Genomic DNA, 26,932 nt, shown 5'->3' with positions numbered 1-26,932 from the left:
ACTCTGCCGACGCCGGCGCGGCGGCGGGGACGTCGGCGAGCCGGGCCGCCTTCAGCAGGGTGTCCATCCGATCGGTTCCCGCGTGCACGGCCAGCAGCAGGAATTCGAAGGCCGGGGCCGGGAGGCCGTGCAGCAGCGTGACGACGGCTTCCTGGAGCTGCTCGCCCAGGGGGAAGCCGAGGCGAGAGCAGGGCGGCCGACGAGTCCGTGGAGGCGAGGGCGCGAGCGACGTGAGTGATCCCGGCGGGGTTGCCCGGTCTCCTGAGGTTCCCCGGGGCGGTGAGCGGACCACGTCGTCCGCCGCCTTCGACTGTCGGGTGGTCGGCGCTTCGTCAGTCAAACCACGGATCGCTTCTCGGGCGCGCTGCGCCGGCTAATTGATGTCGATCTTCTCGATGACCGAGTCGGTGATCTCCGCCAGCAGCGTGATCTGGCCGGGCGAGAGGTGGTCCAGAAACAGACGCCGGACGTCCTCCACGTGCTGGGGCGCGGCGTTCTCCAGGGCCGCACGGCCGGCCGCGGTCACCATCATGTACGCCCCGCGTCCGTCGTCGAGGCACTCCTCCCTGGCGACCAGGCCGCGCTTGGCCATGCGCGAGAGATGGTGCGACACACGGCTCTTCTCCCACCCGAGCACCTTCGCGAGTTCCAGCACTCGAAGTCGGTCGCCGGGCGCGCGGGTCAGCTCCGCGAGCACGGAATAGTCGGTCGCGGACAGCCCGAACTCGCTCTGCAGGGTCCGCCCGGCCTGATTGACCAGCAGGTCGTGCATGCGCAGCATGCCTCGCCAGGCTCGTTCCTCGACCGGGCTCAGCCAGCGGGGTGCTTCCTCCATGGGCATAGCCCCACCCTACGAGAAGGTTGACCTCTCTACCATCTTAGGTGTGGCTGGGCGGGTGCATGAAGCGGCACCTGCGTCAGGGGTGATCCGGGGTCACTTCACCAGGCGGGCGAACTTCCGGACTTCCTGGGTGAACAGCAGGGGCTGTTCGAACGCGGCGAAGTGGCCGCCCAGGGGGATCCGGTCGTTGAAGTAGACGAGGTCGCTGTAGGCGCGTTCGGCCCAGATCTTCGGGCTGCGGACGAGTTCGTGCGGGAAGACGCTCGGTCCCACCGGCAGGTCGAGCGTGGTCAGTCCCGACGCGCCGTAGTTCTGCCAGTACAGGCGGGCCGAGGAGGCGGCGGTGTCGGTGAGCCAGTACAGCGTGATGTTGTCGAGCATGTCGTCCCGGGACAGGACGCCCTCGGGCCGGCCGGTGCTGTCGGTCCAGTCGAGGAACTTCTCGTAGATCCAGGCGGCTTGTCCCGAGGGGGAGTCGGCGAGGGCGTAGCCGACGGTCTGGGGCCGAGCATCTGCTTGGGTACATCGCGTGAAACGGGCAGAAAGGACGGACCTGCGCCGGGAGGCTGGTCAGCGCACCCGGGACGGCCTGCAGACGGCCGCTCTGGAGCTGATCGCGCAACGCGGCCAGGAGGGCGTGACGCTCCGCGAGATCATGGATCGCGCCGGAGTCAACGTCGCCGCCGTGAGTTACCACTTCGGGTCGCTGAAGGCGCTGTGTGACTCGGCGATAGAGCACGCGTTGGAACAGTATCTGGACGCACAGCTTCTGGCGCTCGGTCCGCTCGGCTCCACTTCGACGCTCCAGGACGTGGCGGCGGCGTTCGCCCGGCCGATGATGCGCGCGCTGGCGGCCGGTGGGCATGAGCTGGCCGTGATGCGGACCGTGGCGCGCGTCGGTATCGATCCGCCCCAGGGGTGGGAGAGGCTGACCGGCAAGTTCGACCGGTGCCGCAGGGAGGCCCTCAGGGTGCTGACGGCGAACGTTCCCGGAGTCCCCGAGCAGGAACTGGTCTTCCGTACGCGATGTGCAGCCGGCCTGCTGAACTGGCTCGCGTTGGCGCCCATCGGCACCGAGTTCGCCGCGATGTCCGCCGAGCAGATCGAGCGGCAGCTCGTCCCCGTGGTGGCCGGGGCGTTCCGGGGGGACGCGCCCGTCGGCTGCTGACTAGCGGGTCACAACCGATCCGGCCCGCGAAGAAGCCGGCCAGAAGGTGCTCCAGGAAAACCCGGCGTACAGCCCGACTCGTCTGCCGCTCTGCGTTCCCTATTTCCGCGTTTCCGTGTTTCCGCGTTTCCGGTTTCCGCAGGATCACTACACCCAGGAGTCGAGCCACATCCGCTCGCGCCAAGAGGTATTGGGGATCTGCGTACCCGTGTACAGAGCGAAGAAATAGATGAAGTTCCACAGGACCAGCAGCGTGAGGGTGCCGGCGCCCACCGTGCCCCACAGGCGGCGTCGTCGGGCGGCTCCGGGTGGGCCGAGGAGCGCGCCGGCCGTCATCGCCACGGCCAGGCACAGGTAGGGCAGGAAGACGACCGCGTAGAAGGAGAAGATGGTGCGGTCCTGGTAGAGGAACCACGGCAGCCAGCCCGCCGCCACCGCGCACAGGACGGCGCCGGCGCGCCAGTCGCGTCGTAGCGCCCACCGGTACAGCAGGTAGATCAGGGCGCCACAGGCCGACCACCACAGCATCGGTGTGCCCAGAGCGGTGATGTCTCGCACACAGCCTCCGGATGCACCGCAGCCGTGCTGTCCGTCGGGTGACGACTCGAAAGAGAACAGTACGGGGCGACCGAGCACCGGCCAGCTCCACGGATTCGACTGATACGGGTGGGGTTTCTCCAGCCCGATATTGAATTGGTAGACCTGGTATTCGTAGTGCCAGAGGCTGCGCAGGGGCGCGGGGATCCACGCCCATGTGCCGCCCCGGCCGTCCGCCCAGTGCCGGCCATACCCTTTGTCGGACAGGAACCATCCGGTCCATGTCGTCAGATACGTCGCCAGAGCGACGGGGACGAGGGACGCCACGGACCAGCCGAGGTCCTTGCGCAGCACCGCGCGGTACGGGTGCCCTGCCCCGGCGGTACGACGGGAGCCCACGTCCCACAGCAGGGTCATCACCGTGAAGCACAGCAGGAAATAGAGACCGTTCCATTTGGTCGCCGCCGCCAGGCCCAAGGAGACGCCGGCGGCCAACCGCCAGGGCCGCCACCCCATTCCGGCCCGGTCGCCCGTGTGCTGATCCGGCCTCACCCTGTCCGCCTCGTCCCTGGGCAGCGCCTGGAGCAGTCGCGCCCGCGCCCGGTCCCGGTCGATCAGCAGGCAGCCGAACGCGGACAGGACGAAGAACATCACCACGATGTCCAGCAGTGCGCTGCGGCTCATGACGTAGTGCAAGCCGTCCACGGCCATCAGCAAGCCGGCCAGACAGCCGAGGAACGTCGAACGGAACAGACGCCGTCCGATGCGGCACAGCATCAGAACGGACAGTGTGCCGAGGACCGCTGTCATGAAGCGCCAACCGAACGGATTCAGGCCGAACAGCCACTCACCGATGGCGATGACCCACTTGCCCAGCGGCGGGTGGGCGACGAACGCACCGGTGTCCGAGAGGGGTATGACCTGGTGGTGGGCGAGGATCTGCGGGTCGGCTGTTGTGCGGTCCGGCCACACGGTTTCGTAGCCGAGCTGGAGTTGAGCCCAGGCGTCCTTGGCGTAGTAGGTCTCGTCGAACATCAGGTCGTGCGGCCGGCCGAGTCGCCAGAAGCGGATCACCCCGGCGATGGCGGCGGTCAGCAACGGTCCCAGCCAGCCGGTCGCCCTCGCGGCACGGGAGGCGACGGCCGGGGGACAGCCCAGAGCCTGCCAGAGATGAGTCGGTGGCCGGGGATGGCTCGGCGCCAGGCGTTCCCCGGTGTCGGTGCGCGGAAGCGGTACGTAACCGAAGCGGCGCAAGCGGCCCGTCCAGGTCAAGGATTCATTCACCGCGGCCCGCTCGTCTCCGTCACCGTTGCGGACGGGGACGGTGAGCGTTCCCCTGCCACCGGCGTCGTGGGGGACTCGCTGTGGGACTGGGACTGGGACTGGGACTGGGACTGGGACGGGCGGGCGGGCTCGTTCGGTTCGAACGGCTCATGCCCGACCGCGATGAGCAGGACGCTCGCGGCCACTGCCGCGAGGCCGATGACGAGGCCGAGGCCGAGGAGGGCGACGCGGCGAGCCGGGAATCGCGGTCGGGCGGGTTGCGGGGGCGGGAAGGCGGGTCGCAGGTCGTTGATGTCGACGCTGTGGGCCTTGGCGTCGAGGGCGGCTCGCAGCCGGTCTTCGAGCTGTTCACGCCTCGGGTGAGTCGTCGATCCGTTCACCGCGTTGCCCCCAGGTGCCTGCCGAGCGCGTCCAGCGCCCTGCTGGCCGTCGACTTGACCGTCCCGCGGGACAGCCCGAGCGTCTCGGCGATCTGTGCCTCGGAAAGATGAGACCAGTACCGCAGCACGAGAACCTCGCGCTGGCGTCGGGTGAGTCTGCGCAGCGCGTCGAGGACTTCGCGGTGCTCTTCTTTCAGCAGGACGTGTTCTTCGGGCAGCGGAACGGGGCTCTGCCGTTCGGGGACATGTGCGCGTGCGGTCCTGCGCCGCCGCAGTACGGAACGCGCCCCGTTCACCACGCTCGTCCGGACATAGGCCACCGGGTCGTGCACGCCCGTCAGCCAGGCGCCGTGCCTGCGGACGAGTGCGGCGAACGCGTCCTGCACCAAGTCCTCGGCCGTGGGCAGGTCATCGACCAGCAACAGCGCGAGCCGGACCAGCCCCAGCCGGTGCTCATGGTAGAGCTCGTCGATTCCAGGCGTGCCCTCCGCCGCGTACGCGTCGGGAGATCTGCTCGGGCAGGGGCGTGGCAAGGCGGGGTCAGGGTGCTCCCGCCTCTGGGCCACGCTGCGCAGCAGCCGTGCCCATCCGCTGAGCGTCGTGCGCATTTTCGTGGAGGCTGGTGGGAAAGCGTGCGTGGCTGTCGTCATGGTTCTCCAGTGAAGGCACCTTCGTCCCGACAGACGTGTGAACCCGGTCCAGGTTGCAGGTGGCCGACAAGCGAGCGACAAGATCCGGTGTGATCTACGCCACCGTTCTTCTGTGGTCGGCCCAGCCGGTTCACATCACGCGCAGCGCCTCACGCGCCCGCTCGACGAAGTCCCTCAGCGCCTGCCAGAAGGGCGCGTACGCCGCGTCGAACCGCTCGGCGGCCTCGCGGTCGCCGTCGAGCATGGCCTCGACGGCCCGGTAGGAAGGGGTCGTGGTGCGCCGCAGCGCGTCGGCCGCCTCGGCGACTTCGGGCGGGCCCTCCAACGACACGATCCACGTGCAGTGACGCAGCCCGCTGTACTCGTCCCGCAGGCGGTCCCTCAACTGCCGTAGCTCCCCGGGGGCTTGGGTGATGTCGTCCGCGCAGAGGTCCGACACCTTCCAGTACAGGTCGCCCATCCGCTGCGCCTGCTCGATCAGGTTCGCGTACGCGGTGCGCCGGGTCTCCCGCAGCCGTTCCACCCGCTGCGCCCGTGTCGTCGTGTCGGCCTGGATGCGTGCGGCCCGCGCCGTCCCGCGGCTGGTCACCCAGCTCGCCAGGACGGCCGTACCCGCGGTCAACGAGGCGATCCAGAACGCGTTGTCGGGCATGCCCTCCCCTGTCCCCCCTGTGGTGGATCCACGGTCCCCCGCGGAACCCGGTCAGCCGAGCGAGCGGTTCGTGACCCTCTCCAGATGCGCCGCGAACACCTCGCGCGCCTGCGGTGTCAGGGTGCGCAGGGCCACCAGGGCCGTGATCACCACGTCGCACAGCTCCGCCTCGACGTCCGCCCAGCTGTGCGTCGTGCCCTTGCGGGGATTCTGTCCCGTCGCGCCGATCACCGCCTGCGCGACCTCGCCGACCTCCTCCGACAGCTTCAGCACGCGCAGCAGCAGGCCGTCCGCACCGTCGTGCGTGCGGTTCGCGTCCAGCCACGCGTGCAGTCGGGTGATCGAATCCCACAGGTCCGCGGAGTCGACGTGCTCACTCATACCCGCAGCCTGCCATGCGGGGGCTACTCGTCGAAGAGGGCCTCCTGGTCATCGAACAGCGGGTCCTGCTCCCCCTCCGTCTGCCTCCGCAGCCGCTTGTTCCGCGCCCCCACCACCAGCGCCGTGACCGTCGCCGTCGCCGCGAACGCCGCCGGGACCATCCACCCGCGGTTCACGGCGTGGCCGAACAGCGCGTCCACCGAGAGCCGGCCGGGGCCCGTGACCGCCAGGCCCGCCGCCGTGAGGCCGAGGGTCGCCGCGTACTCGTAGCCGCCGCTCTGGGCGAAGAACCCGTTCGGTACGTGCACCGCCGCCGCCCCCGCCATCGAACCGGCCGCCGCCGCACCGGCAGCCGGCGTCGCCAGGCCCAGTGCCAGCAGCGTGCCACCGCCCGCCTGTGCGAGTCCGGCCGCCGTCGCGCTCGCCTTCCCCGGCCGGTAGCCCACGGACTCCATGTACTGCCCGGTCCCCTCGAGCCCGCCTCCTCCGAACCAGCCGAACAGCATCTGCGCGCCGTGCGCCGCCAGCACCCCGCCGGTGCCCAGCCGAAGCAGCAGAAGTCCCACGTCACGTCGGTCGATACAGGTCACGATCACTCCCGGGGGCAGGCAGCAGGGACAGTTCCGTCCGCGTTCCCACCGTCCCACCGGCCACACCGGCCCGGCCCGTTCTCGGCGCCGTTCGGGTGGCGGGCCCCTGGGCTCGGGTGGCGGGGCCCGGGGACTCGGGTAAGCCTGACAGGCATGACGATTCAGACAGCCAAACTCAGCGACCCCGCCGTCCGGGCTTTCGTCACCGCCGTCAACTCCCACGACCGCGAGGGCTTCATGGCGCTCCTCGCGCCCGGCGCCACCATGGCGGACGACGGCTCCGACCGGGACCTCGCCGACTGGATCGACCAGGAGATCTTCTCCTCCCACGGCCACATGGACGTCGACAACGAGTCCAAGGGCGGTCGTTCCCTCATCGCCACCTACCGCAACGACACCTGGGGCGAGATGCGCACCCGGTGGTCCTTCACCGTGGACGACGACGGCCGGATCACCCGCTTCGAGACCGGTCAGGCCTGAGGAGCGTTCGCCCGTACGCGCCAGTCCGTGCCCAAGCCCCGGTTCGAGGCCTTGCCTTGGAGTGAACTCCAACTCCTAACGTTTCCGGGCATGGAGACCATCGAGCACACCAGGACACTGGGCCGCGCCGGCATCGAGGTCAGCGCCCTCGGCTTCGGCTGCTGGGCCATCGGCGGCGAGTGGAGCACCCCGGACGGACAGCCGCTGGGCTGGGGCAAGGTCGACGACGAGGAGTCCGTCCGGGCGATCCGGCGCGCCCTCGACCTCGGCGTCACCTTCTTCGACACGGCCGACGCGTACGGCACCGGCCACAGCGAGCGCATCCTCGCGCGTGCCCTCGGCAAGCGGCGGGCCGACGTGGTCCTCGCCACCAAGTGGGGCAACCTTATTGACGAGGAACGCCGGCTGCTCGTCGGCAGCGACGACTCCCCGGAGTACGCCCGCCGCGCCCTGACCGCCTCCCTGCGCCGCCTCGACACCGACCACATCGACCTCTACCAGCTGCACCTCTCGGACGCCGACCCGGAGCGGGCCGCCGAACTCCGCGAGACCTGCGAGGAGTTCGTACGCGAGGGGCTCATCCGCGCGTACGCCTGGAGCACCGACGACCCCGCGAGGGCCGCCGTCTTCGCCGAGGGCCCCCACTGCACGGCCGTCCAGCACCGCCTCAACATCCTCCAGGAAGCGCCCGAACTCCTCGCCCTGTGCGAGGAGTCGAACCTCGCGAGCATCAACCGCAGCCCCCTCGCCATGGGGTTGCTGACCGGCAAGCACACCGTGGGGAGCGCCCTCGAATCCGGCGACATCCGCAACGCGCCGCCCGCGTGGCTGGCAGGTTTCTCCGAAGGCGGCGGAGCCGACGCGGAGTGGCTGAGCCGTGTGGAGGCCCTCCGGTCCATCCTCACCAGCGACGGCCGTACGCTCGCCCAGGGCGCCCTCGCCTGGATCTGGGCCCGCAGCCCGCGTACCGTCCCGATCCCGGGCTTCCGCTCGGTCGCCCAGGCGGAGGAGAACGCGGGCGCGATCGCGAAGGGCCCGCTCACCGCGGAGCAACTGGCCGAGGTCGACCGGGTACTTGGGCGGTGAGCGGCCCCCACAAGGCCGTACGAGCGGATCAGTACCTCCTGGTCAGCACTCCCTGACCCTGCTCGGTCAGCGTGAGCTGCCCCGCCTTGATGGTGGCCAGGCGCGGCGCACGGCGGGCGATCGTGAGTCGTGGGTGACCATGATGAACGTCAGCGGCGCGCTCCTCCCGGTGGGACGGTGGAGGGCGTACAAGGGTGGGCCCGCGTATGCGCGCCCCCGTTCGCAGGGGTGTCGCCTCGTCGTAACCCGGCCTTTGCCGCAACTTTGTGACCCCGCTGTGCGCCGCCGCGGACTCCCTTTGTACGGTCCCGGGATGCGTGATTCCTTTCCGCTCTCCCCGAGGGCCGCGCGGATGTCCCGCCGCGCCGTGCTCGGGCTCGCCGCCGCCACGCCGCTGACCCTGGCCGCACCCACGTCCGCGTCCGCTGCCACCACCATCGGCGGCGAACGGCTGGGTCGCCCTGGCATCCAGGTGCAGGGGGCCGCCGGCCTGCCCAAGAGGCTCTCCGCCCGCTCCTGGCTCGTCGCCGACTGCGAGAGCGGCGAGGTGCTCGCCGCGTGCAACGCGCACCGGCGGCTCGCGCCCGCCTCCACTCTGAAGATGCTGTTCGCGGACACCGTTCTCGAGAAGTTCGAGCGGACCCGGACGTACAAGGTGACCGACGCCGACCTCGCGGACGTCCCGTCGGGCTCCAGCCTGGTCGGCATCAAGCCCGGAATCACCTACACCGTCGAGCAGCTGTGGCTCGGCGTCTTCCTGCGCTCAGGCAACGACGCGGTGCACGTCCTCAGCCATATGAACGGCGGGCTCGCGAAGACCGTCGCCGAGATGCAGGCCAGGGCCGAGGATCTACAGGCCCTTGACACGCATGTGGTGAGCCCCGACGGCTTCGACCACAAGGGGCAGATCTCCTCCGCGTACGACCTCACCCTGTTCGCCCGCCACGGCCTGAAGAGCGCCGACTTCCGTGGCTACTGCTCGACGAGGACCGCCCACTTCCCTGCGGGCGGCAAGAAGACCTTCCAGATCCAGAACACCGACCGCCTTTTGACCGGTTCGTGGGGCCTTGGCATATACAAGGGGCTCATCGGCGTCAAGAACGGTTACACCAGCCACGCGGGCAACACCTTCACCGGTGCCGCCACCCGCGGGGGCCGCACCCTCCTCGTGACCGTCATGCACCCGGAGCCCGGCGGCAACGGCGTCTACCAGGAGACCGCCGCCCTGCTCGACTGGGGATTCGCGCATGCCGGGACCGCTCGGGCCGTGGGCACGCTGGTCGATCCGCTGAGCGAGGGCGGCGCGAAGGTGTCGCCCTCACCGACGGGGGCGGCGAAGAAGGGGGCCTCCGGTGCGGAGGCCTCCGCCGCGACGGGCGGATCGACGTGGGGGCTGGTCGGCGGGGCCGGCGGAGCGGTGGCGCTGCTGGCCGGCGGGGCGTACGCGCTGCGGGGCCGCCGGCGGAAGGAAGCGGCGGCGGACGGCGAGAGCGGTGACCGGCGTGCGGAAGCGGCGGCCGGTGGCGGGGACGGTGGCGGGGGCGGCGGCGACCGGGGCGGCGGCGACGGGCGCTGACGTATGGGCAGCCGTTCCGCGGTCCGGCGCGTACCTCGCGGTCCCACGCGAGGTCCACCCCCTGCCGGACCACGGAACGGCTGCCGCCTCCCCCTTGGTGTGGCCTGCGGAAGCTCAGTACTCCAACTGTGAAGCTTTCGTGGAGGAGATGTTGAGCATATGCCTGTCATGTGCGGAAAGCGTGCGGAGGGCAGTATTCCGGTTGTGTAGATTGAGTCGCCGGCCGGACGCGGGGTGGATCCGCTGACCGGCGTGGGTCCCGTCAGTCGCGGCCCGTGGGTCACTGCTCCCCGGGGTAGCGGACGCCGATCCGGTCCCGTATCGCGTCGAGTGTGCGCATCACCGCGAGGGTGCCGTCGAGGGGGACGAGCGGGGACTGGGTTTCGCCCGCCCTGAGGGCGCGCATGACCTCCAAGGCCTCGTGCTTGAGGCTGGTGCGTGGGCCGTCGGCGGGGTCGGCGCGGAACTCCTCGGGGTCGTGGCCGTCCCGGTGGAGCAGGAAGTGGTCCGGGAAGAAGAAGCCGTACGGGACGTCGATGCGGCCCTTGGAGCCGGTGACCGAGGCGGAGGTGGGAGTACCGCCGTGGATGGAGCAGTGCACCGAGGCGAGAGCGCCGCTCTCCCAGGAGAGCAGTGCCCCCGTCTGGAGATCAACGCCCTCGTCGGAGAGCATCGCTCTCGCGACGATGTCCGACGGCTCCCCGAGCAGCAGCTGCGCGAACGACACCGGATACACACCCAGGTCCAGCAGCGCCCCACCGCCCTGTGCCGGATCCCGCAGCCGGTGTGAAGGTGGGAAGGGACCGGCCAACCCGAAGTCGGCCTGCACACTGCGCACCTCGCCGATCGCCCCGTCGTCGACCAGCGCCTTCAACCGCCGCACCAGCGGATGGCAGTACATCCACATGGCCTCCATCAGGAAACGGTCGCGCTCCTTCGCCAGCGCGACCAGCTCCTGTGCCTCACGCGCGTTCAGGGTGAACGCCTTCTCGCACAGCACGTTCCGCCCGGCCTCCAGGCACAGTCCGGCCGCGGCCCGGTGCGCCGAGTGCGGAGTGGCGACGTACACCACGTCGACGTCCTCGTCCATGGCGAGGGCGTCCCACTCCCCGTAGGCCCGCGGTATCCCGAACCGTTCCGCGAACGCCTTCGCCGACTCCTCGCTGCGCGAGGCCACCGCCACGATCTCCGCGTCCGGCAGGTCGACCAGATCGGCCGCGAAGGCCGCGGCGATCCCGCCGGTCGCCAGGATTCCCCACCGCACCCGCCCGTCAGCCGTCCCCGCCATGTCCGCCCCTGTCCGCCCCTCGGTACGCGACCCGATCACTCCGTACGAGCTGAGAGCATAGGCGGCGGACCGTACGACAAGGGAGGGGCACATGCCCGAGCGTGGCTGTACCACGCACGACCGCAAGGAGCCGGAAGGCCACATAGAAGGCCACATAGAGGGCCACATGGCCGAGGCGAAGGCGCCGATTCCCCCTTCCGACGCACCGCAGTCCACCGCCGCGTCGTCCCCCCGCCATGATGCCGCCCTCCGCCGTACCGGTCTGCTCGTCACCTTCATCCTCGGCAGCCTCAACGCCACGCCCCCGCTGGCCATGGACATGTACCTCCCGTCCCTCCCGGAGGTCACCACGTCCCTGCACGCGCCCGCCGCGACCGTGCAGCTCACCCTCACCGCCTGCCTCGCGGGCATGGCGCTCGGGCAGCTGCTGGTCGGTCCGATGAGCGACAAGTGGGGACGGCGGCGTCCGCTGCTCGTGGGCCTCGTCGTCTACGTCGTCGCCACCGTGCTGTGCGCGCTCGCGCCCTCGGTGGAGACCCTCGTCGCGTTCCGGCTGGTGCAGGGGCTCGCGGGAGCGGCCGGGATCGTGATCGCGCGCGCCGTCGTCCGCGATCTGTACGACGGCGTGGCCATGGCCCGGTTCTTCTCCACCCTCATGCTGATCTCCGGGGTCGCGCCGATCGTCGCGCCGCTGATCGGCGGCCAGATCCTGCGCGTCACCGACTGGCGGGGCGTCTTCGTCGTCCTCACCGCCGTCGGGATCGCGCTCACCGCGCTGGTGTGGGTGAGGCTGCCCGAGACGCTCCCTCCGGCCGAGCGGCACAGCGGGGGAGTGGGCGAGGCCCTGCGCTCCATGCGGGCGCTGCTGGCCGACCGCGTCTTCACCGGCTACACGGTCGCGGGCAGCTTCGCCTTCGCCGCGCTGTTCGCCTACGTCAGCGCGTCCCCCTTCGTGATCCAGGAAATCTACGGCGCCTCCCCGCAGACCTTCAGCCTGCTGTTCGGCGTCAACTCCGTGGGCCTGGTGGTCGTCGGACAGATCAACGGCAAGGTCCTGGTCGGCCGGGTCAGCCTCGACAAGGTGCTGGCGGTGGGCCTCGCGGTCATCACCCTCGCCGCGACCGCCCTGCTGCTGATGTCGATGGGCGCGCTCGGCGAGGTGGGCCTCGGCCCGGTCGCCGCGGCCCTCTTCGTCCTCATGTCGGCGATGGGTCTCGCGCTGCCCAACGCCCAGTCACTCGCCCTGATGCGCACCCGGCGCAACGCCGGTGCCGCCTCCGCGCTCCTCGGCACGTCCTCCTTCCTCATCGGCGCCGTCGCCTCGCCGCTGGTCGGGATCGCCGGTGAGCACACGGCGGTCCCGATGGCCGTCGTCCAACTGGCGGCGGCACTGGTGGCCGTGGCCTGCTTCGTGGCACTGTGCCGTCCCTGGAACACACGCGCGGGCGTGGAGGGAGCAGAGAGCTGAGCGCGCCGAGACTGCGCATTGACACCCCTGAGAAGGCGGGGCTCGATCCCGAGGAACTGCGTCTTCTCGTACGGGAGATCCACGACGCCGTGAGCGGAGAGCGGCCCTGGGCGGCGGGCGCCGTGGTGGTCGCCGGGCGTGGCCCCGTGATCGCCGTGGAGGAGGCATTGGGCTGGGCGGTCCGGTATGCCGCGTACGACGCGGAGGCGGACCGGGCTGTCGAACTGCCGCCCGCGGCACGGGTGCCGATGACCGTGGACACGCCCTTCGACCTGGCCTCGCTCACCAAGCTGTTCACGGCGGTCGCCGCCGTCCAGCAACTGGAGCGCGGCACGCTCGGCATCGACGCGCGGGTGGCGGCGTATCTGCCGGAATTCCACGCGGCGGCGGAACACGGGATCACCGTACGACAGTTGCTCACCCACACCTCGGGTCTGCGGCCCGAACTCCCGCTGTACGACTGCGCGTCGGACGCGGCACGGCTCGCGTTGCTGCGGTCGGAGGCGCCGGTGGGCGTACCCGGGACGTACTGCTATTCGGACCTGAACCTGCTGCTCCTGCAATACGTTCTGGAACGCGTCACCGGCCGTCCGCTCGACGTGCTCATCCATGACTGCATCACCCGGCCGCTCGGGATGACGGCGACGGGTTTCGGGCCGAGCCCGGGCGCGGCGGCGACGGAGGACCAGCGGCGGCCGTGGGCCAAGGTGGACCGGGGGATGCTGCGGGGCGTGGTCCACGACGAGAACGCCTGGGTGCTCGGCGGGGTGGCCGGTCATGCGGGCCTCTTCTCGACCGCGCGCGACCTGGCCGTCTTCTGCCGCACTCTGCTGGCCGGCGGTTCGTACGGCACGGCGCGCATCCTGGGGCCCGATTTCGTCGAACGGATGCTCACCTCGCCCGGGCTGGGGTTCGCGGTCGACCAGCCGTGGTTCATGGGGGAGTTGTCGGGTCGGGGCGCGGCCGGCCATACGGGCTTCACGGGTACGTCACTGGTCCTGGACCCGGCGACGGACACGTTCCTGGTCCTCCTGGCGAACACGGTCCATCCGCGCCGCCGGGTCCCGGACAGCCGACCACGGGCGGCGGCGGGGGACCGGCTGGCGCGGGCGGTGCGGGGGCCTGAGCGGTGCGCTTCAGGGTGAGCGGCGCCCGCCCCCCGGCCCATAGAATCGGGCACGTGAACGCCCCCGTCTTCCCAGCCGACACCCTCCGCGCCGCCCTCGCCGCGCTGCTCGACGGGCTTCCGCCCAGGCAGGCCGCGCAGGCCGTGGACCGGCTGATCGCGAACTACCGGGGACGGACCCCGACCGACGCGCCCGTGCTCCGGGACCGTTCGGACGTGGTCGCGTATGCCGCGTACCGGATGCCCGCGACGTTCGCGGCGGTGTGCGCGGCGCTCGACGCGTTCGCGGACGCCGCGCCCGGGTGGGCCCCGGCCAGCCATGTGGACGTCGGCGGCGGGACCGGCGCGGCGACCTGGGCCGTGAGCGCGACCTGGGACGGGGAGCGTCAGGTCACCGTGCTCGACTGGGCCGAGCCCGCGCTCGCCCTGGGCCGGGAGATCGCCGCCGCCAACCCGGTGCTGAAGGCCGCCGAGTGGCGCCGCTCTCGTATCGGATCGGCGCTCACCATCGAGAGCAGTGATCTGGTGACGGTCTCGTACGTCCTCGGTGAGCTGACCGAGGCCGATCGCCTCGCCGTAGTCGACGCCGCGGCCGCAGCGGCCCAGGCCGTCGTGATCGTCGAACCCGGCACCCCGGACGGCTACGCCCGCGTCATCGAGGCCCGCGACCGCCTGATCGCCGCCGGCTTCCGCGTCGCCGCCCCCTGCCCGCACAGCGCGGCATGCCCCATCGTCCCCGGCGAGGACTGGTGCCACTTCTCGGCCCGGGTCAGCCGTTCCTCGCTGCACCGGCAGGTCAAGGGCGGCTCCCTCGCGTACGAGGACGAGAAGTTCAGCTACGTCGCCGCCACCCGATTCCCGGTCGTGCCGGCGCCCTCCCGGGTCGTCCGCAAGCCGCAGATCCGCAAGGGTCAGGTCCTCCTCGACCTGTGCGGCCCCGACGAGTCCCTGCGCCGCGACACGGTGACCAAGCGGCACGGGCCGCTCTACAAGGCGGCCCGCGACGCGGACTGGGGCGACGCCTGGCCGCCGCCCCAGGCCTGAGCAGACGGCAGGCCGAGAGCTCACCGGGGTGCGTCCCCTGTCCCTTTCCTGCCCCTGCCCCTGCCCCTGCCCCTGTCCCTGTCCCTGTCCCTGCCCCTGCCCCTGTCCCTGTCCTGTCCTGTCCCTGTCCCGGCCCGGCGAATCGCATGAAATCCCGCAATAGCCCTCGATCCGGGTTCGCGGTGGGCATTGCCCGACCCACCCCGGTTGCGGGGCCCTGGTCACCCGAGGCGCAGGATGGTGGGACCATAAGGCATGCTGTCCGCACCACAGCAGCGAGGCGAGGGGATAGATGAGCGCAGAGTTCGGCCGCCGCACGGGCGGGCAGGGCAGGATCTCCCAGTGGCTGCGTGGACGCCGTCCCGCCCGTCTCAAGGAGGACGCCGGCGACGGCGGCCGTGAGGCGATGCTGCTGGCTGCCGCCGCCGCCGGGCTGCCGCTCGCGCCCGCCGCGCACCCCGCCGGTTACCGGTGTTCCTGCGACCGCGTGGGCTGTCCCACGCCCGCCCGGCATCCGCTCTCCTTCGCCTGGCAGACGCAGTCCACCACGGACAAGGCGCAGATCGAGCGCTGGGCCCGGCACCAGCCGCAGGCGAACTTCATCACCGCGACCGGGATGGTGCACGACGTGCTGGACGTCCCCCGCGAGGCCGGCGAGGAGGCCCTGCGGCGGCTCCTCGACTCCGGCGTCGAGGTGGGGCCGGTCGCCTCGACCGGCGACGGGCGCATGCTGTTCTTCACGCTGACCCGCGGTACGCCCGAGGACGAGGACGAGTGGTGGCCGTGCGAGCTGGACTGCCACCCGGAGACGATGGACGAGCACCCCGGGCTGCGCTGGCACTGCCGGGGGTCGTACGTGCTCGTACCGCCCGCGCAGTTGCCGGGTGACCTGACGGTCGAGTGGGTGCGGGGGCCGGAGCACGCGCTGCCGGATCCGTTGAGCCTGCTCGAGGTGTTGACCGACGCATGTGCGCGGCACGCGGGGAGCGAGAACGAACTCGCCGCGTGGCCCCACCAGGGCTGAACCCCGGCTTGCCCACAGCGGCTACTCCCCCTTCGCCCCCGTCAGCCCCTCCAACCGGCTAAGGAACTTGACCTGGCCCTTCGGCGGGTCCAGTACCGCCTGGTCGGCGACGAACTCCAGCGTCAGGGACTGCTTGGCCTCGCCGGTCAGCAGCGCCTTGATGCTCGCGTCGGTGACGTTCATGTTGACGCCCTGTGCGGCCGTCTGCTTCCGGTAGTGGTGCGTGGCGAAGAAGACCAACGCGCCGCCGTCCGAGGTGCGCAGCCCCACCGGCGCGTAGTCGCCGTTGGTGAGCGGTTCGTCGATGTACTGCTGGGCGAGACCCGGTTTCCTCGCGTTCTTCTCCCGCGTCGCCCGCCACTGCGAGGTGTGCGTGCCGGGCGCGAACGTGTCCCCGCCGGACTTCAGGTACGTCACGTACTCCCGGCCGAGCCTGCGCGGCTTGACCGCGAGCGTCGCGTCGTCCGCGGTGACGGGCTCCGCCCAGCCGTCCTTGTCCGTCTTGAACGTCGGTATGTCACCGGCCGCGAGGATCGTCAGATACGACACCGCCCAGACCTTGCTCGCGTCGGAGCGGGTGAAGACGAGCAGCCAATGGCTGTTCGCGTTGCCCTTGTTGGCGCGGGTGTCGGCGACGAACCAGCGCGGCCAGCCGGCCTTCGCGGGGATCGTGAACTTGGCGTCGGTCAGCTTCAGCGGGACGTGACCGGCGTTGCCGCCCGGGTTGTTCTTGTGGCCCGCTTCGAGCTTGCCGCCGTCGATGTCGGCGAGCGCGCCGGTGACCCGGTCGGCGTCCAGGGACCGGTCGTACGCCTTGTCCGCCTCGTTGTACGCGGCGGTGAAGTCCTTCAGCGCGCGGGCGGCTTCGGCGCGTGTCGCCGTGGGTACGACTTCCCGTTCGCCGTGCACCACCACACAGCCGCTCGCCGTGACGGACAGAGCCGCCACGGCCATCGTCGCCGGGACGAACCGGACCGGACTACGAAGCGTTCGAGGGCTGCGATCCCCGCGATCCCTGCTCATCAGTGACCTTCACCTTCCCCTTCCCGGAGGCGAACCCTACCGGGGCGAGGAAGACGGCGAGCGTCGGGACCAGGTACAGAGCCCACACCGTGACCTGAAGAACTGTCGGGTCGGGCTGGAAGTTGAAGACGCCCTTGAGGAGAGTGCCGTACCAGCTGTCCGGCGGGATGGTGTCACTGATGTCGAAGGCCAGCTTCGCCAGGCCCGGGACCCAGTCGGCCTCCTGGAGGTCGTGGATGCCGTACGCGAGCACGCCCGCCGCGACGACGACCAGCATCCCGCCGGTCCAGGTGAAGAACTTGGCGAGGTTGATCTTCAGCGCGCCGCGGTAGAACAGCCAGCCCAGGAAGACGGCTGTGGCCAGGCCGAGGGCGGCACCGACCAGCGGACGCGGGGTGCCGTCGCTCGCCGCGTGCACCGACGTCCACACGAACAGCGCGGTCTCCAGGCCCTCCCGGCCGACGGCCAGGAACGCGGTGGCGACCAGCGCGCCCGTGCCCATCCGCAGGGCCGCGTCCAGCTTGCCGTGCAGTTCCGACTTCAGATGCCGGGCCGTGCGCCGCATCCAGAAGACCATCCAGGTCACCAGGCCGACCGCGAGGATCGACAGGGAGCCGCCGAGCGCCTCCTGCGCCTTGAACGTCAGTTCCTGGGAGCCGAATTCGAGGACGCAGCCGAAGCCCAGCGCGATGGCGACCGCGATGCCGATGCCGATCCAGATCGGCTTCAGGGCGTCCCGGCGGCCGGTCTTGACCAGATAGGCGATCAGGATGCAGACGACGAGACTGGCTTCGAGTCCTTCACGCAGGCCGATCAGGTAGTTGGAGAACACGGGCTACGCCTCCTTGGAGAACAGCGTCCGGCCCCACCAGTCGTCCTTGTCACGGACGCCGGGCGGGACCGCGAAGATCGCCGAACCCACGTGCTGGATGTACTCGTTGAGCGCGTCGGACGCCGACAGCTTGCGCTGCAGCGGGATGAACCCCTTGCGCACGTCACGCATGTAGGCCAGGAAGAACAGGCCCGCGTCCAGACGGCCGAGGCCGTCGGTGCCGTCGGTGAAGGAGTAGCCCCGGCGCAGGATCGTGATCCCGTTGTTGGAGTCGGGGTGCGCGAGCCGGACGTGCGCGTCGGGCTTCATCGCCTTCAGGAACGGCTCGTCGTGCTCCTTAGCCTTGCCGACCGGGGCGCCCTCGCCCTTGTCGCGGCCGAAGACGTCCTCCTGCTCCTGGAGCGAGGTACGGTCCCAGGTCTCGATGTTCATGCGGATACGCCGGGCGACGAGATACGAGCCGCCGGCCATCCAGGCCGAGCCCTTGTCGCCGTCGCCGTCGCCGACCCACACGAACTTCTTCAGCCGGTCCGTCTCGGTGCCCGCGATGTTGCGGGTGCCGTCCTTGAACCCCATGAGGTTGCGCGGGGTCTGGGCGTCGGGGGTCGTGGACGAGGTCTTGCCGAAGCCGAGCTGGGACCAGCGGATGGCGACCTTGCCGAAGCCGATGCGAGCCAGGTTGCGGATCGCGTGCACGGCGACCTGCGGGTCGTCCGCGCAGGCCTGGATGCACAGGTCGCCGCCGGTGCGGGTCTTGTCGAGGTTGTCGCCGGGGAACTTGGGCAGGTCGACCAGCGCCTCGGGACGCTTGTCCGCCAGGCCGAACTTCTCGAAGAACGACGGCCCGAAGCCGATCGTCAGCGTCAGCCGCGACGGCTTGAGGCCGAGGGCCTCACCGGTGTCGTCCGGCGGCGCCTCGGCGAGCCCGCCGTACGCGCCCTCGCCGACCGTCTGACCCGCGGTCATCCGCCGTGCGGCCGCCGTCCAGTCCTTGAGCATCTGCACGAACTCGGCGCGGTCGTCGGTCTTCACGTCGAACGCGGCGAAGTGCAGCCGGTCCTGCACCGGCGTGGCGATGCCGGCCTGGTGCGCGCCGTGGAACTCGACGGCGGTGCCGAGGGCGGCCCCGGCCGGTGCCACGTCGTCGCCCGTACGGGTCATGGCCACCGCGCCACCGGCCGCGGCGGCGCCGAGCGCGAGGCCCGCACCACCCCAGCCGATCAGTGCGCGGCGGGAAGGGGCCGAGGAGGTGGTCTCCGTGGAAGTCGTGTCCGTGGTCGTGTCCGTCATGTTCGTGACCCCCTACTTCACCGCGGCGGCGGCGAGCTTGGACAGCGGCTCCGCGAGCGCGTTGACCGCGTCCGAGAGCTCCTTGCGGTCGGCCTTGCCGACCTTGTCGTACGAGGTGAAGTCGTACGAGGCCGGGTTCGGGCGGTACTTGTCCAGGAGCGTGTTCAGCGCCGCGAACTGCTTGTCGAGCTCGGTGACCAGCGCCGCGTCGTTGTCCTTGGCGACCGGCTTCAGCAGCTCGTACGACTTCTGCGCGCCCTCGACGTTGGCCTTGAAGTCGACCAGGTCGGTGTGCGAGTAGCGCTCCTCCTCGCCGGTGACCTTGCCGGTGGCGACCTCGTCCAGCAGCTCCTTGGCGCCGTTGGCCATGGAGGTCGGGGTGATCTCGGCCTTGCCGACCCGGCTCTGCCAGTCGGTCAGGTCCTTCACCAGCTGGTCGGCGAGCTGCTTCTCACGGTCGCCGATCTTCTTGTCCTGCCAGAGGGCCTTCTCCAGGCGGTGCCAGCCGGTCCAGTCCGTGGCCGGGTCCTGGCCGTCCTCCAGACCGTCCTCACGGACGTCGACCTTGGGGTCGATGTCGCCGAAGGACTCGGCGACCGGCTCGGTGCGCTCCCAGCCGATGCGCGAGGGGGCGTACGCCTTCTGCGCGGCCTGGAGGTCACCGGCCTTGACCGCGTCGGTGAACACCTTGACCTTGGGCAGCGTCTCGTCGGCCTGCGCCTGCGCGTACTCGCGGTAGGCGGCCACGGCCTCGTCCAGGCGCGGGTCGCGCTTGGCGGCACTGCCGCCGGTGGCCTTGACGTCCTGGCGTATGCCCTTGCCCTTCATGCCGGGCTTGCACGCGATCCGGTAGTCACCGGCCTTCACCTCGGCGGTGACGGTCTGCTTGGTGCCGGGGCCGATGTTCTCGCGCTCGGCGACGATCCGGTCGTCCGGGAAGAGCAGGTAGACCTCGGTCACCTTGGAGCCCTTGTTCTCGACCGACAGCTCGATGTGCCCGGCCGGGAACTCCTTCTTCGACACCTCACACTTCGAGTCGGTCGCGCTGACCCGGATCAGGTGGTCGGAGTCCTCCGCTGCGCTCTTCTCCGTGCACCCGGTGACGACGGTGAGAGCCGCCGCGGCGGCGGCAGTGACGACGGAGAGTCGGACGGCTCGCATGCATGCTCCAAGGAACGGACGTAAGGACACACCGCACGGAGGAGCCCGCGCGGTGTGGTGAGGCTGCCCTAACTTAACCCAGGCTTACCTCACCCGTACCCACCCGGGTCCTGATTCAGCTCCCACAGAAAGATCACAGAAACGGCTTGATCACGACGGCTCAAAACAGACCCCAATAAATGGTCAAGGGAGGGTCAAGTGGGGGGAGAGGGTGGTGGGCGGGCGAGGTCTGCCGGGACGCCGACGTCCTCGCGTCCGGGTGATGTTTGAATGCCCGCGTGACTGACTACGACGTGCTGCGCGTCTTCTGCGGGCCCAGGGGCGGATACGGCAACGAACTGGGCGTCATCCGCAACGGTTCGCTGGTCCCCGAACAGAGCGAGAGGCAGGAACTCGCCGCGAAGCTCGGCTTCAGTGAGACCGTGTTCGTCGACGACCCCGAGCGCGGCGTCATCGACATCTACACCCCCACGCTGCGGCTGCCGTTCGCCGGGCACCCCTGTGTGGGGGTGACCTGGCTGCTCGACGTGCCCGAACTCGTCACGCCCGCCGGTGTGGTGGGCGCGCGTCAGGACGGCGAGTTCAGCTGGATCGAGGCCCGCCCGGAATGGGCGCCACCGCGCACGCTGCGGCAGTACGCGACGGCCGCGGAGGTGGACGACCTGACCGTCCCCCCGCCCGGCGAGTGGATCTACGCCTGGGCCTGGGAGGACGAGCCCGCGGGCCGTATTCGCGCCCGCGCCTTCCCCGGCCGTGGCGACGGCATCGACGAGGACGAGGCGACGGGTGCGGCGGCCCTGCTGCTGACGGCCCGGCTGGGCCGCGCGCTGAACATCGTCCAGGGCACCGGCTCACAGATCCTCACGGCACCGCAACCGGAGGGGTGGGTGGAGGTCGGAGGACGGGTGGTCCTGGAGCGCTGACCCCCTCAGGCGCTCAGCGGGAACTCCTCGCCCAGGGCCCGCAGGACCGCCGTGTTCAGCGCGTACGCCCGCCTGCACTCGGCGACGACCCGCTGCTTCTCCATGTCGTCCACCCGGATGTCGTCCAGGAGCGCGCGGTACGTCCTCCTGAACGCCGCCGGGTTGGGGATGGCGTCGAACACATAGAACCGCACCCCGTCACCCTTCCGGGTGAACCCCCATGTCCTCTCCGCCGTGTCGCGGATGATCTGGCCGCCGGCGAGGTCGCCCAGGTAACGGGTGTAGTGGTGGGCGACGTACCCGGCGGGCCATCGCTCGGCGCACTCCCGCACGCGGGCCGCGTAGGTCCGTGTCGCGGGCAGGGCCCTGAGGTCCGCCCGCCAGCCGGGACCGCGCAGATGCGCGAGGTCCCGCTCCAGTCCGGGCAGCCGGAACAGCTCCCGCCGTACGAACGGACCGGCCACCGGGTCGGCGGCCAGCCGCCCGGCACCCGTCTCCAGGGCCTCGTACACGAACCACAACTGCTCGGCGTAGCGCGCGTACGCGTCGACGCCGAGCCCGCCGCCGAGCAGGTCGGTGATGAACGCCGAGCCGTTCGCCTCCCGGTGCTGTGCCTGCGACGCGGTGCGCAGGAGCGTCGAGAACGCCGTGCGGGACATGTCCGGCGTGGTCATGGCACCTCCAGCATTTCCCGACACTCTGTCGGTAAAACCTTACCCGGCCCCGGGCAAACCCACACGAAAGAGCCCGCTCTGTGGACAGAGCGGGCTCTCGGGTGTGCGCGGAGACGGGGACTAGGGCAGGGTCAGGATCTCCGCGCCCGTGTCCGTCACGACCAGCGTGTGCTCGAACTGGGCGGTGCGCTTGCGGTCCTTGGTGACCACGGTCCAGCCGTCGTCCCACATGTCGTACTCGTGCGTGCCGAGCGTGAGCATGGGCTCGATGGTGAAGGTCATGCCGGGCTGCATCACGGTGGTCGCATGCGGGCTGTCGTAGTGCGGGATGATCAGCCCGGAGTGGAACGACGAGTTGATCCCGTGCCCGGTGAAGTCCCGCACGACCCCGTACCCGAACCGCTTGGCGTACGACTCGATGACCCGCCCGATGATGTTGACCTGACGGCCGGGCTTGACGGCCTTGATGGCGCGGTTGAGGGACTCGCGGGTGCGCTCGACGAGCAGCCGGGACTCGTCGTCCACGTCGCCGACGAGGTACGTGGCGTTGTTGTCACCGTGGACGCCGCCGATGTACGCCGTCACGTCCAGGTTGATGATGTCGCCGTCGCGCAGGACCGTGGAGTCCGGGATGCCGTGGCAGATGACCTCGTTGAGCGAGGTGCACAGCGACTTGGGGAAGCCGCGGTAGCCCAGCGTCGACGGATAGGCGCCGTGGTCGCACATGTACTCGTGCGCGACCCGGTCCAGCTCGTCCGTGGTGACGCCGGGCGCGATGATCTTCGCCGCCTCTTCCATCGCCTGCGCCGCGATCCGCCCGGCGATCCGCATCGCCTCGACGGTTTCGGGAGTCTGTACCTCGGGGCCGGTGTACGGGGCCGGCATGGGTTTGCCGACGTACTCGGGGCGGCGGATGTTTCCGGGTACGGAACGGGTGGGAGACAGCTCTCCTGGTACGAGCAGCGACTGGCCAGACATGCCAGCGAGTCTATCCAGCGGGTGTGGGGGACCATGGCCCTGGTGAAAGGAGCTCCTGCGATGGCGCTGTTCAAGAAGCGGACGGTCGGGAAGCCGGGGGAGTGGTACTACTGCCTCGTCCACCAGAAGGTCGAGGAGGGCCCCGAGTGTCCCGCGAAGGACCGCTTCGGGCCGTACGCGTCCCGCGGGGAGGCGGAGCACGCGATGGAGATCGCACGCGAGCGGAACCTGGAGTGGGAGACGGATCCGCGGTGGCACGACGCCTCTGCGGGGGAGCGGGACGACGACTGAACCCTGGGCTTACGGGGCACCGTCCCCCGGGCGCGCCGTCTCCGCCGCCGCGCGGCGAGGATTCCCCGCCCACCCGCCCTTCCGGGCGGGTGGGCGCTTCGGGCCGCTCAGCCCACCACGGCCTCGCGTGCCGCCCGTAGCCGTACAGCGTGCTCGTTCGTACGGGCGTCATACCGCATCAGACCCGGCAGGCACAGGGCCAGCAGCCCCACCGCCCCCGCGCACAGCAGGCCGCCCGACCAGACCGACGTGCGGACGCTCGTCCACGCCGCCATGGCGCCCGACCGGGCCTGGCCCACCGTCGGGCCGACCGCGTACGACAGCAGCTCGATGCCGGCCAGGCGGCCGCGCAGCTCATCCGGGATCGTCTGGTTCCACATCGCGCTCCGGAAGATCCCGCTGACCATGTCGAATGCGCCCCCGAGCGTGAGGAAGAGCAGGACCAGCCACACGTTCCCCACGACGCCCGCCGCCGCGATCGCCAGCCCCCAGGCGGCCGCCGCGAGGACCACCAGCAGCCCGTGCCGGTGGATCCGTGACGTCCACCCGCTCGTCAGCGACACGATCAGCGCCCCCGCGGGAATGCTCGCGTACATCAGCCCCAGCGACCACTCGGCGTGCATCTCGTCCGCGAGGAACGGCAGCAGCGCCAGCGGCATCGCGAAGAACATCGCGGCGAGGTCGATGACGTACGTACCCAGGAGTTCCTTACGGCTCCACGCGTACCGCGCGCCCTCCACGATCGACCGCAGCGACGGCTTCGCGGCCTCGTGCGACGCGGGCGACGCGGCGAGCCCGAAGCCCAGCGCCACCGACACCACGAAAGTCACGACGTCCGCGCCGTACGCCGCGCCGAGCCCGGCATAGGCGACGACCACACCCGCCAGCGCCGGGCCCGCGACCCCGCCGACCGTCCAGCGCAGCGAGTTGAGCGAGGCGGCGGCCGGGAGGTGCTCGTGCGCCACGATCCGCGGGACGAGGGAGTCGAGGGCGGGTCGCTGGAGTGCGCCGAGGGCGGTGGAGAGGGCCGCCACGGCGTACAGGGGCCAGATCGCGGGCTCGGGCAGCAGCGCGTTCAGCAGGAGCACGGCGGACAGCAGGCCCTGCCCGGCCTCGGTGAAGAGGATCAGCTTCCGCTTGTCGTACGCGTCCGCGAGCGCGCCGCCGTACAGACCGAACACGATCAGCGGTATGAGCTCCACGGCGCCGACCGCGCCCACGGCCGCCGCCGAGCCGGTGAGGTCCTTCAGCTGCACCGGAACCGCGACGAAGGTGAGGAAGGTGCCGAAGTTGGTGATCACCCCGGCCAGCCAGAGCCGGCGGAAGTCCGCCGAAGCGTGCCAGGGCGCGAGGTCGGGGAGCAGGGCGCGCAACCGGGAGCCACGAGGGGAAGCAAGGGCTTCAGGGGCTCCGGTGTCGGGGGACGGTTGGTCCTCGGGCTTCGCGGCCGGTGCGGGTGCTGACACGGGGGAGGCAGGGGGTTCATCTGTCACGACGGGCCATGCTCAGCGGACCCCGGCGCCCCGATCAACTGGTTTTCCCGGGCCTACCACCGCGTCGGCGGCGGCGACGTCAGCTGATCCGCCAGGCGTGACAACCGGTCCCGCAGCCGTCGGCGCCCCCGTGGCACGGGCACCGCGTTCTCCCCGGCCGCCGCGCTCACCAGGTGCTGCACCGTGTCCAGGTCGAGGTCCGTGTCCGCCGGGACCGTCAGCGACTCGTGCGCCATGGCCGTCAGATCGCGGTCTCCGGCCTCCAGCGCCAGCACCGTCGCCCCTGCCCGCCGCGCGTCGTGGACCCGTTCCAGGAGCCCGGCTCCCGGTGCGGCGGGCGACACCACCAGGAGCGTCTCCCCGCGCCGCGCGGCCGACAGCCGTCCGAGCCCCACGGCCAGGTGCGCCGGATCCGAGGCCCGCGCCCCGTGCCGCACCAGCGTCGGCGACAGCTCCGGCGTGCCCGACCACGCCGCCTCGTCGACCAGGTGTGCCGCCAGATGCCACGGCTCGTACTCCGCCGTGCCCACGAGCAGCAGCCCGCCCCCGTACGGCACCACGGATCCCCGCAACGCCCCGGCGAACCGCCGCGTGGCTCCCAGCCACTCGGTCCCGGCGAGCACTTCCCGCAGCAACGCGACCCGTACGGCGTCCATGCCAAAACATCCTGCCGCAACGGATTACTCATGACCCGGAGTTCATCCGATTCCGATGATTCCGATGATTCCGACAAGAAAGCCGCGACCCCATGGGCCACTCGAACCGCATCCGGCGCTCACCTGACCGGCGTGCGGGGCCGGGGCGCACGTAGAGTCGGCCGCATGACCTCTACCGACAGTGCACCCAAGGCCCCCGCGAAGGACCCCTGGGACCTCCCCGACGTCGCCGGGCTCGTCGTCGGCGTGCTCGGCGGCACCGGGCCGCAGGGCAAGGGCCTCGCCTACCGGCTCGCCCGGGCCGGCCAGAAGGTGATCATCGGCTCGCGTGCCGCGGAGCGCGCACAGGCCGCCGCCGAGGAGATCGGACACGGCGTCGAGGGCGCCGACAACGCCGAGGCGTCCCGGCGCAGCGACATCGTGATCGTCGCCGTGCCGTGGGAGGGCCACGGCAAGACCCTGGAGACCCTGCGCGAGGAACTGGCCGGCAAGCTCGTCGTCGACTGCGTCAACCCGCTCGGCTTCGACAAGAAGGGCGCCTACGCGCTCAAGCCGGAGGAGGGCAGCGCCGCCGAGCAGGCCGCCGCGCTGCTGCCGGACTCACGGGTCACCGCCGCCTTCCACCATCTGTCCGCCGTGCTGCTCCAGGACCCGGAGGTCGACCAGATCGACACCGATGTCATGGTCCTCGGCGAGGAGCGCGCCGACGTCGAGATCGTGCAGGCGCTGGCCGGGCGCATCCCCGGTATGCGCGGCATCTTCTCGGGGCGGCTGCGCAACGCGCACCAGGTCGAGTCCCTCGTGGCGAACCTGATCTCCGTGAACCGGCGCTACAAGGCGCACGCCGGGCTCCGGGTGACCGACGTCTAGTGGGTCTGCGGGCATGGGGGACACTGGATGCCGTACGACCACGCCGTCCGTCCGTCAGGAGCCGACCCTCATGCCCCGCCTCGCCCTGTACGCCCTCACCGTCTGCGTCCTCGCCGTCGCCGCGGCCGTCGTCTCCTTCGTCCAGGGCAGCTGGCTGGGGATCGTCTGGGTGCTGCTCGCGGGTCTGTCGTCCAACATGACGTGGTACTACGCCCGCCGAGGCCGCGACCGCGACCGGGGCACCTCGGTCACCGGCTGACGCAGAGTTCGGGGGTGCCCTCCCAGAAGCGGTACAGCCACTGACCGCAGTCGACCGCGACCGTGTCGATCCCCAGCGCGTTCAGCACCGAGTCGATCGCCTGGAAGAACTCGCGGTTCACCGACGGGATCCACAGCAGCGCGAACACGAACAGCAGACCGAACGGGGCGAACGGCTCCACCTGGCGCTTCACGTTGTACGACAGCCAGGGCTCGATCACCCCGTAGCCGTCCAGACCGGGCACCGGCAGGAAGTTCAGGATCGCCGCGGTGACCTGGAGCATGGCGAGGAACGCCAGGGCGTACTGGAACTCGTACGGCACCCCGTCCAGCGCGTGCAGCCAGAACGGTGCCGTGCACACGGCCGCGAACAGGACGTTGGTCAGCGGGCCCGCCGCCGAGATCAGGCTGTGCCGCCAGCGGCCCCGGATCCGGCCCCGCTCGATGAAGACCGCGCCGCCCGGCAGACCGATCCCGCCCATGATCACGAAGATCACCGGCAGGACGATGCTCAGCAGCGCGTGCGTGTACTTCAGAGGATTGAGCGTGAGGTAGCCCTTCGCGCCGACCGAGATGTCGCCGCTGTGCAGGGCGGTGCGCGCGTGCGCGTACTCGTGCAGACACAGCGAGACGATCCACGCGGCCGTCACGAACAGGAACACGGCCACGCCGGGCTGCTCGGCGAAGCCGGTCCAGGTGGCCCAGCCGGTGACCGTCGTGACGGCCAGGATCCCCAGGAAGACGGGACTGATCCGCCGGTCGCTGCGGCTGGTGGTGGCGGTCGTCATAGGGAGGGCTCCTGGTGGCGTGTCGGGTGCGGCGGGGTCGACCGTACCGGTGATGGGAGTGGAACGTCCTGCGGACCGGTGCGGGTTCCTGGTAGTCGGTAGGCTGGAATCGACTGAACC

30 protein-coding genes are annotated in these 26,932 nt (G+C 70.8%); 12 read left to right on the top strand and 18 right to left on the bottom strand.

Translation table 11 applies throughout. The annotated features are described in order from the left end of the window. Nucleotides 1-373 precede the first annotated feature (373 nt). Nucleotides 374-835 carry a MarR family winged helix-turn-helix transcriptional regulator gene (locus Q2K21_RS27615; RefSeq protein ID WP_310776161.1) on the bottom strand — a complete coding sequence of 154 codons (462 nt, stop codon included), beginning with the start codon at nucleotides 833-835 and terminating at the stop codon, nucleotides 374-376. Nucleotides 836-934: 99 nt separating this feature from the next. Next, a complete protein-coding gene (locus Q2K21_RS27610) occupies nucleotides 935-1,222 on the bottom strand; it encodes a hypothetical protein (protein ID WP_310776159.1) in 288 nt (95 codons plus the stop codon). Nucleotides 1,223-1,370: 148 nt separating this feature from the next. Between Q2K21_RS27610 and Q2K21_RS27605 the strand changes: the two genes are divergently transcribed. Beyond that, the gene (locus Q2K21_RS27605) at nucleotides 1,371-2,009 is read left to right on the top strand and encodes a TetR/AcrR family transcriptional regulator (protein WP_310776157.1); all 639 of its coding nucleotides are present in this window, start codon (nucleotides 1,371-1,373) and stop codon (nucleotides 2,007-2,009) included. Nucleotides 2,010-2,156: 147 nt separating this feature from the next. Here the strand turns inward: Q2K21_RS27605 and Q2K21_RS27600 are convergent, their stop codons facing one another. The 6 genes from Q2K21_RS27600 to Q2K21_RS27575 all read right to left on the bottom strand — a co-directional run bounded on the left by Q2K21_RS27600 (nucleotide 2,157) and on the right by Q2K21_RS27575 (nucleotide 6,483). Next, on the bottom strand, nucleotides 2,157-3,830 hold the full coding sequence (locus Q2K21_RS27600; protein WP_310776155.1) for a dolichyl-phosphate-mannose--protein mannosyltransferase: 1,674 nt from the start codon (nucleotides 3,828-3,830) through the stop codon (nucleotides 2,157-2,159). Further along, nucleotides 3,827-4,210 carry a hypothetical protein gene (locus Q2K21_RS27595; RefSeq protein WP_310776153.1) on the bottom strand — a complete coding sequence of 128 codons (384 nt, stop codon included), beginning with the start codon at nucleotides 4,208-4,210 and terminating at the stop codon, nucleotides 3,827-3,829. The genes Q2K21_RS27600 and Q2K21_RS27595 overlap by 4 nt, the downstream gene beginning before the upstream one ends. Then, nucleotides 4,207-4,818 carry an RNA polymerase sigma factor gene (locus Q2K21_RS27590; RefSeq protein ID WP_310776151.1) on the bottom strand — a complete coding sequence of 204 codons (612 nt, stop codon included), beginning with the start codon at nucleotides 4,816-4,818 and terminating at the stop codon, nucleotides 4,207-4,209. The genes Q2K21_RS27595 and Q2K21_RS27590 overlap by 4 nt, the downstream gene beginning before the upstream one ends. 172 nt (nucleotides 4,819-4,990) lie before the next feature. Next, nucleotides 4,991-5,512: a hypothetical protein gene (locus Q2K21_RS27585; RefSeq protein WP_310776149.1), complete on the bottom strand. Its 522-nt coding sequence runs from the start codon at nucleotides 5,510-5,512 to the stop codon at nucleotides 4,991-4,993. 51 nt (nucleotides 5,513-5,563) lie between these two features. After that, nucleotides 5,564-5,893, bottom strand: a complete 330-nt coding sequence (locus Q2K21_RS27580) for a MazG-like family protein (RefSeq protein WP_310776147.1) — start codon at nucleotides 5,891-5,893, stop codon at nucleotides 5,564-5,566. 23 nt (nucleotides 5,894-5,916) lie between these two features. Then, nucleotides 5,917-6,483 (bottom strand): DoxX family protein, encoded by a 567-nt coding sequence (locus tag Q2K21_RS27575; RefSeq protein WP_310776145.1) that lies wholly within the window; start codon nucleotides 6,481-6,483, stop codon nucleotides 5,917-5,919. A 153-nt stretch (nucleotides 6,484-6,636) separates the two neighbouring features. Here Q2K21_RS27575 and Q2K21_RS27570 point away from each other — a divergent pair, with 153 nt between their 5' ends. The 3 genes from Q2K21_RS27570 (at nucleotide 6,637) to Q2K21_RS27560 (ending at nucleotide 9,625) form a co-directional block, all read left to right on the top strand. After that, nucleotides 6,637-6,963 carry a nuclear transport factor 2 family protein gene (locus tag Q2K21_RS27570; protein ID WP_310776143.1) on the top strand — a complete coding sequence of 109 codons (327 nt, stop codon included), beginning with the start codon at nucleotides 6,637-6,639 and terminating at the stop codon, nucleotides 6,961-6,963. A 90-nt stretch (nucleotides 6,964-7,053) separates the two neighbouring features. After that, the gene (locus Q2K21_RS27565) at nucleotides 7,054-8,049 is read left to right on the top strand and encodes an aldo/keto reductase (RefSeq protein WP_310776141.1); all 996 of its coding nucleotides are present in this window, start codon (nucleotides 7,054-7,056) and stop codon (nucleotides 8,047-8,049) included. A 313-nt stretch (nucleotides 8,050-8,362) separates the two neighbouring features. Next, complete coding sequence (locus tag Q2K21_RS27560) at nucleotides 8,363-9,625, top strand: D-alanyl-D-alanine carboxypeptidase family protein (protein ID WP_310776140.1); 1,263 nt, start codon at nucleotides 8,363-8,365, stop codon at nucleotides 9,623-9,625. Nucleotides 9,626-9,905: 280 nt separating this feature from the next. On the opposite strand, the gene Q2K21_RS27555 is transcribed toward Q2K21_RS27560, so the two are convergent. Continuing rightward, complete coding sequence (locus Q2K21_RS27555) at nucleotides 9,906-10,913, bottom strand: Gfo/Idh/MocA family protein (RefSeq protein ID WP_310776138.1); 1,008 nt, start codon at nucleotides 10,911-10,913, stop codon at nucleotides 9,906-9,908. 91 nt (nucleotides 10,914-11,004) lie between these two features. Here Q2K21_RS27555 and Q2K21_RS27550 point away from each other — a divergent pair, with 91 nt between their 5' ends. The 4 genes from Q2K21_RS27550 (at nucleotide 11,005) to Q2K21_RS27535 (ending at nucleotide 15,575) form a co-directional block, all read left to right on the top strand. Further along, nucleotides 11,005-12,381, top strand: a complete 1,377-nt coding sequence (locus tag Q2K21_RS27550; RefSeq protein ID WP_310776136.1) for a multidrug effflux MFS transporter — start codon at nucleotides 11,005-11,007, stop codon at nucleotides 12,379-12,381. Continuing rightward, on the top strand, nucleotides 12,333-13,526 hold the full coding sequence (locus tag Q2K21_RS27545) for a serine hydrolase domain-containing protein (protein ID WP_310776134.1): 1,194 nt from the start codon (nucleotides 12,333-12,335) through the stop codon (nucleotides 13,524-13,526). The genes Q2K21_RS27550 and Q2K21_RS27545 overlap by 49 nt, the downstream gene beginning before the upstream one ends. A gap of 35 nt (nucleotides 13,527-13,561) precedes the next feature. Continuing rightward, on the top strand, nucleotides 13,562-14,551 hold the full coding sequence (locus tag Q2K21_RS27540) for a small ribosomal subunit Rsm22 family protein (RefSeq protein ID WP_310776132.1): 990 nt from the start codon (nucleotides 13,562-13,564) through the stop codon (nucleotides 14,549-14,551). Between the two features lie 292 nt (nucleotides 14,552-14,843). After that, nucleotides 14,844-15,575, top strand: a complete 732-nt coding sequence (locus tag Q2K21_RS27535; RefSeq protein WP_310776130.1) for a bifunctional DNA primase/polymerase — start codon at nucleotides 14,844-14,846, stop codon at nucleotides 15,573-15,575. 21 nt (nucleotides 15,576-15,596) lie between these two features. Here Q2K21_RS27535 and Q2K21_RS27530 read toward each other — a convergent pair whose 3' ends face one another. From Q2K21_RS27530 to efeO, 4 genes are read right to left on the bottom strand one after another with little or no spacing between them, the layout of a single operon-like run. After that, complete coding sequence (locus tag Q2K21_RS27530; protein WP_310776128.1) at nucleotides 15,597-16,598, bottom strand: SCO2278 family lipoprotein; 1,002 nt, start codon at nucleotides 16,596-16,598, stop codon at nucleotides 15,597-15,599. Beyond that, nucleotides 16,555-17,430 carry an iron uptake transporter permease EfeU gene (gene efeU, locus Q2K21_RS27525; RefSeq protein WP_310776125.1) on the bottom strand — a complete coding sequence of 292 codons (876 nt, stop codon included), beginning with the start codon at nucleotides 17,428-17,430 and terminating at the stop codon, nucleotides 16,555-16,557. The genes Q2K21_RS27530 and efeU overlap by 44 nt, the downstream gene beginning before the upstream one ends. Before the next feature lie 3 nt (nucleotides 17,431-17,433). Further along, nucleotides 17,434-18,720 (bottom strand): iron uptake transporter deferrochelatase/peroxidase subunit, encoded by a 1,287-nt coding sequence (efeB, locus tag Q2K21_RS27520; RefSeq protein WP_310776123.1) that lies wholly within the window; start codon nucleotides 18,718-18,720, stop codon nucleotides 17,434-17,436. A gap of 12 nt (nucleotides 18,721-18,732) precedes the next feature. Beyond that, nucleotides 18,733-19,881: an iron uptake system protein EfeO gene (gene efeO / locus Q2K21_RS27515; protein ID WP_310776121.1), complete on the bottom strand. Its 1,149-nt coding sequence runs from the start codon at nucleotides 19,879-19,881 to the stop codon at nucleotides 18,733-18,735. Nucleotides 19,882-20,159: 278 nt separating this feature from the next. On the opposite strand from efeO, the gene Q2K21_RS27510 reads away from it, so the two are divergent. Next, complete coding sequence (locus Q2K21_RS27510) at nucleotides 20,160-20,804, top strand: PhzF family phenazine biosynthesis protein (protein WP_310776119.1); 645 nt, start codon at nucleotides 20,160-20,162, stop codon at nucleotides 20,802-20,804. Between the two features lie 5 nt (nucleotides 20,805-20,809). Here Q2K21_RS27510 and Q2K21_RS27505 read toward each other — a convergent pair whose 3' ends face one another. Both Q2K21_RS27505 and map read right to left on the bottom strand, forming a co-directional pair. Next, complete coding sequence (locus Q2K21_RS27505) at nucleotides 20,810-21,463, bottom strand: biliverdin-producing heme oxygenase (RefSeq protein WP_310781275.1); 654 nt, start codon at nucleotides 21,461-21,463, stop codon at nucleotides 20,810-20,812. A gap of 135 nt (nucleotides 21,464-21,598) precedes the next feature. Next, nucleotides 21,599-22,456, bottom strand: coding sequence for a type I methionyl aminopeptidase (gene map, locus Q2K21_RS27500; RefSeq protein ID WP_310776117.1), 858 nt, complete (start codon nucleotides 22,454-22,456; stop codon nucleotides 21,599-21,601). A 60-nt stretch (nucleotides 22,457-22,516) separates the two neighbouring features. Between map and Q2K21_RS27495 the strand changes: the two genes are divergently transcribed. Next, nucleotides 22,517-22,747 (top strand): hypothetical protein, encoded by a 231-nt coding sequence (locus Q2K21_RS27495; protein WP_310776115.1) that lies wholly within the window; start codon nucleotides 22,517-22,519, stop codon nucleotides 22,745-22,747. A gap of 107 nt (nucleotides 22,748-22,854) precedes the next feature. Here Q2K21_RS27495 and Q2K21_RS27490 read toward each other — a convergent pair whose 3' ends face one another. Together Q2K21_RS27490 and Q2K21_RS27485 are read right to left on the bottom strand one after the other, a co-directional pair. After that, complete coding sequence (locus Q2K21_RS27490; RefSeq protein WP_310781273.1) at nucleotides 22,855-24,120, bottom strand: MFS transporter; 1,266 nt, start codon at nucleotides 24,118-24,120, stop codon at nucleotides 22,855-22,857. A 173-nt stretch (nucleotides 24,121-24,293) separates the two neighbouring features. After that, nucleotides 24,294-24,896: a hypothetical protein gene (locus Q2K21_RS27485; RefSeq protein ID WP_310776113.1), complete on the bottom strand. Its 603-nt coding sequence runs from the start codon at nucleotides 24,894-24,896 to the stop codon at nucleotides 24,294-24,296. Between the two features lie 165 nt (nucleotides 24,897-25,061). On the opposite strand from Q2K21_RS27485, the gene npdG reads away from it, so the two are divergent. Then, a complete protein-coding gene (gene npdG / locus Q2K21_RS27480) occupies nucleotides 25,062-25,766 on the top strand; it encodes an NADPH-dependent F420 reductase (protein ID WP_310776111.1) in 705 nt (234 codons plus the stop codon). 13 nt (nucleotides 25,767-25,779) lie between these two features. Further along, entirely contained in the window at nucleotides 25,780-26,025 is a 246-nt protein-coding gene (locus Q2K21_RS27475) for a hypothetical protein (protein ID WP_310776109.1), read from the top strand. On the opposite strand, the gene Q2K21_RS27470 is transcribed toward Q2K21_RS27475, so the two are convergent. Continuing rightward, nucleotides 26,015-26,812, bottom strand: coding sequence for a site-2 protease family protein (locus Q2K21_RS27470; protein ID WP_310776107.1), 798 nt, complete (start codon nucleotides 26,810-26,812; stop codon nucleotides 26,015-26,017). The two genes, Q2K21_RS27475 and Q2K21_RS27470, sit on opposite strands and share 11 nt — an antisense overlap. Nucleotides 26,813-26,932 lie beyond the last annotated feature (120 nt).

Source organism: Streptomyces sp. CGMCC 4.7035 (assembly GCF_031583065.1).
In the GTDB taxonomy this organism is placed as follows: domain Bacteria; phylum Actinomycetota; class Actinomycetes; order Streptomycetales; family Streptomycetaceae; genus Streptomyces; species Streptomyces yaanensis.
The sequence above is the reverse complement of the archived record's forward strand: the minus strand, read 5'-3'. Positions and strand labels throughout refer to the sequence as shown.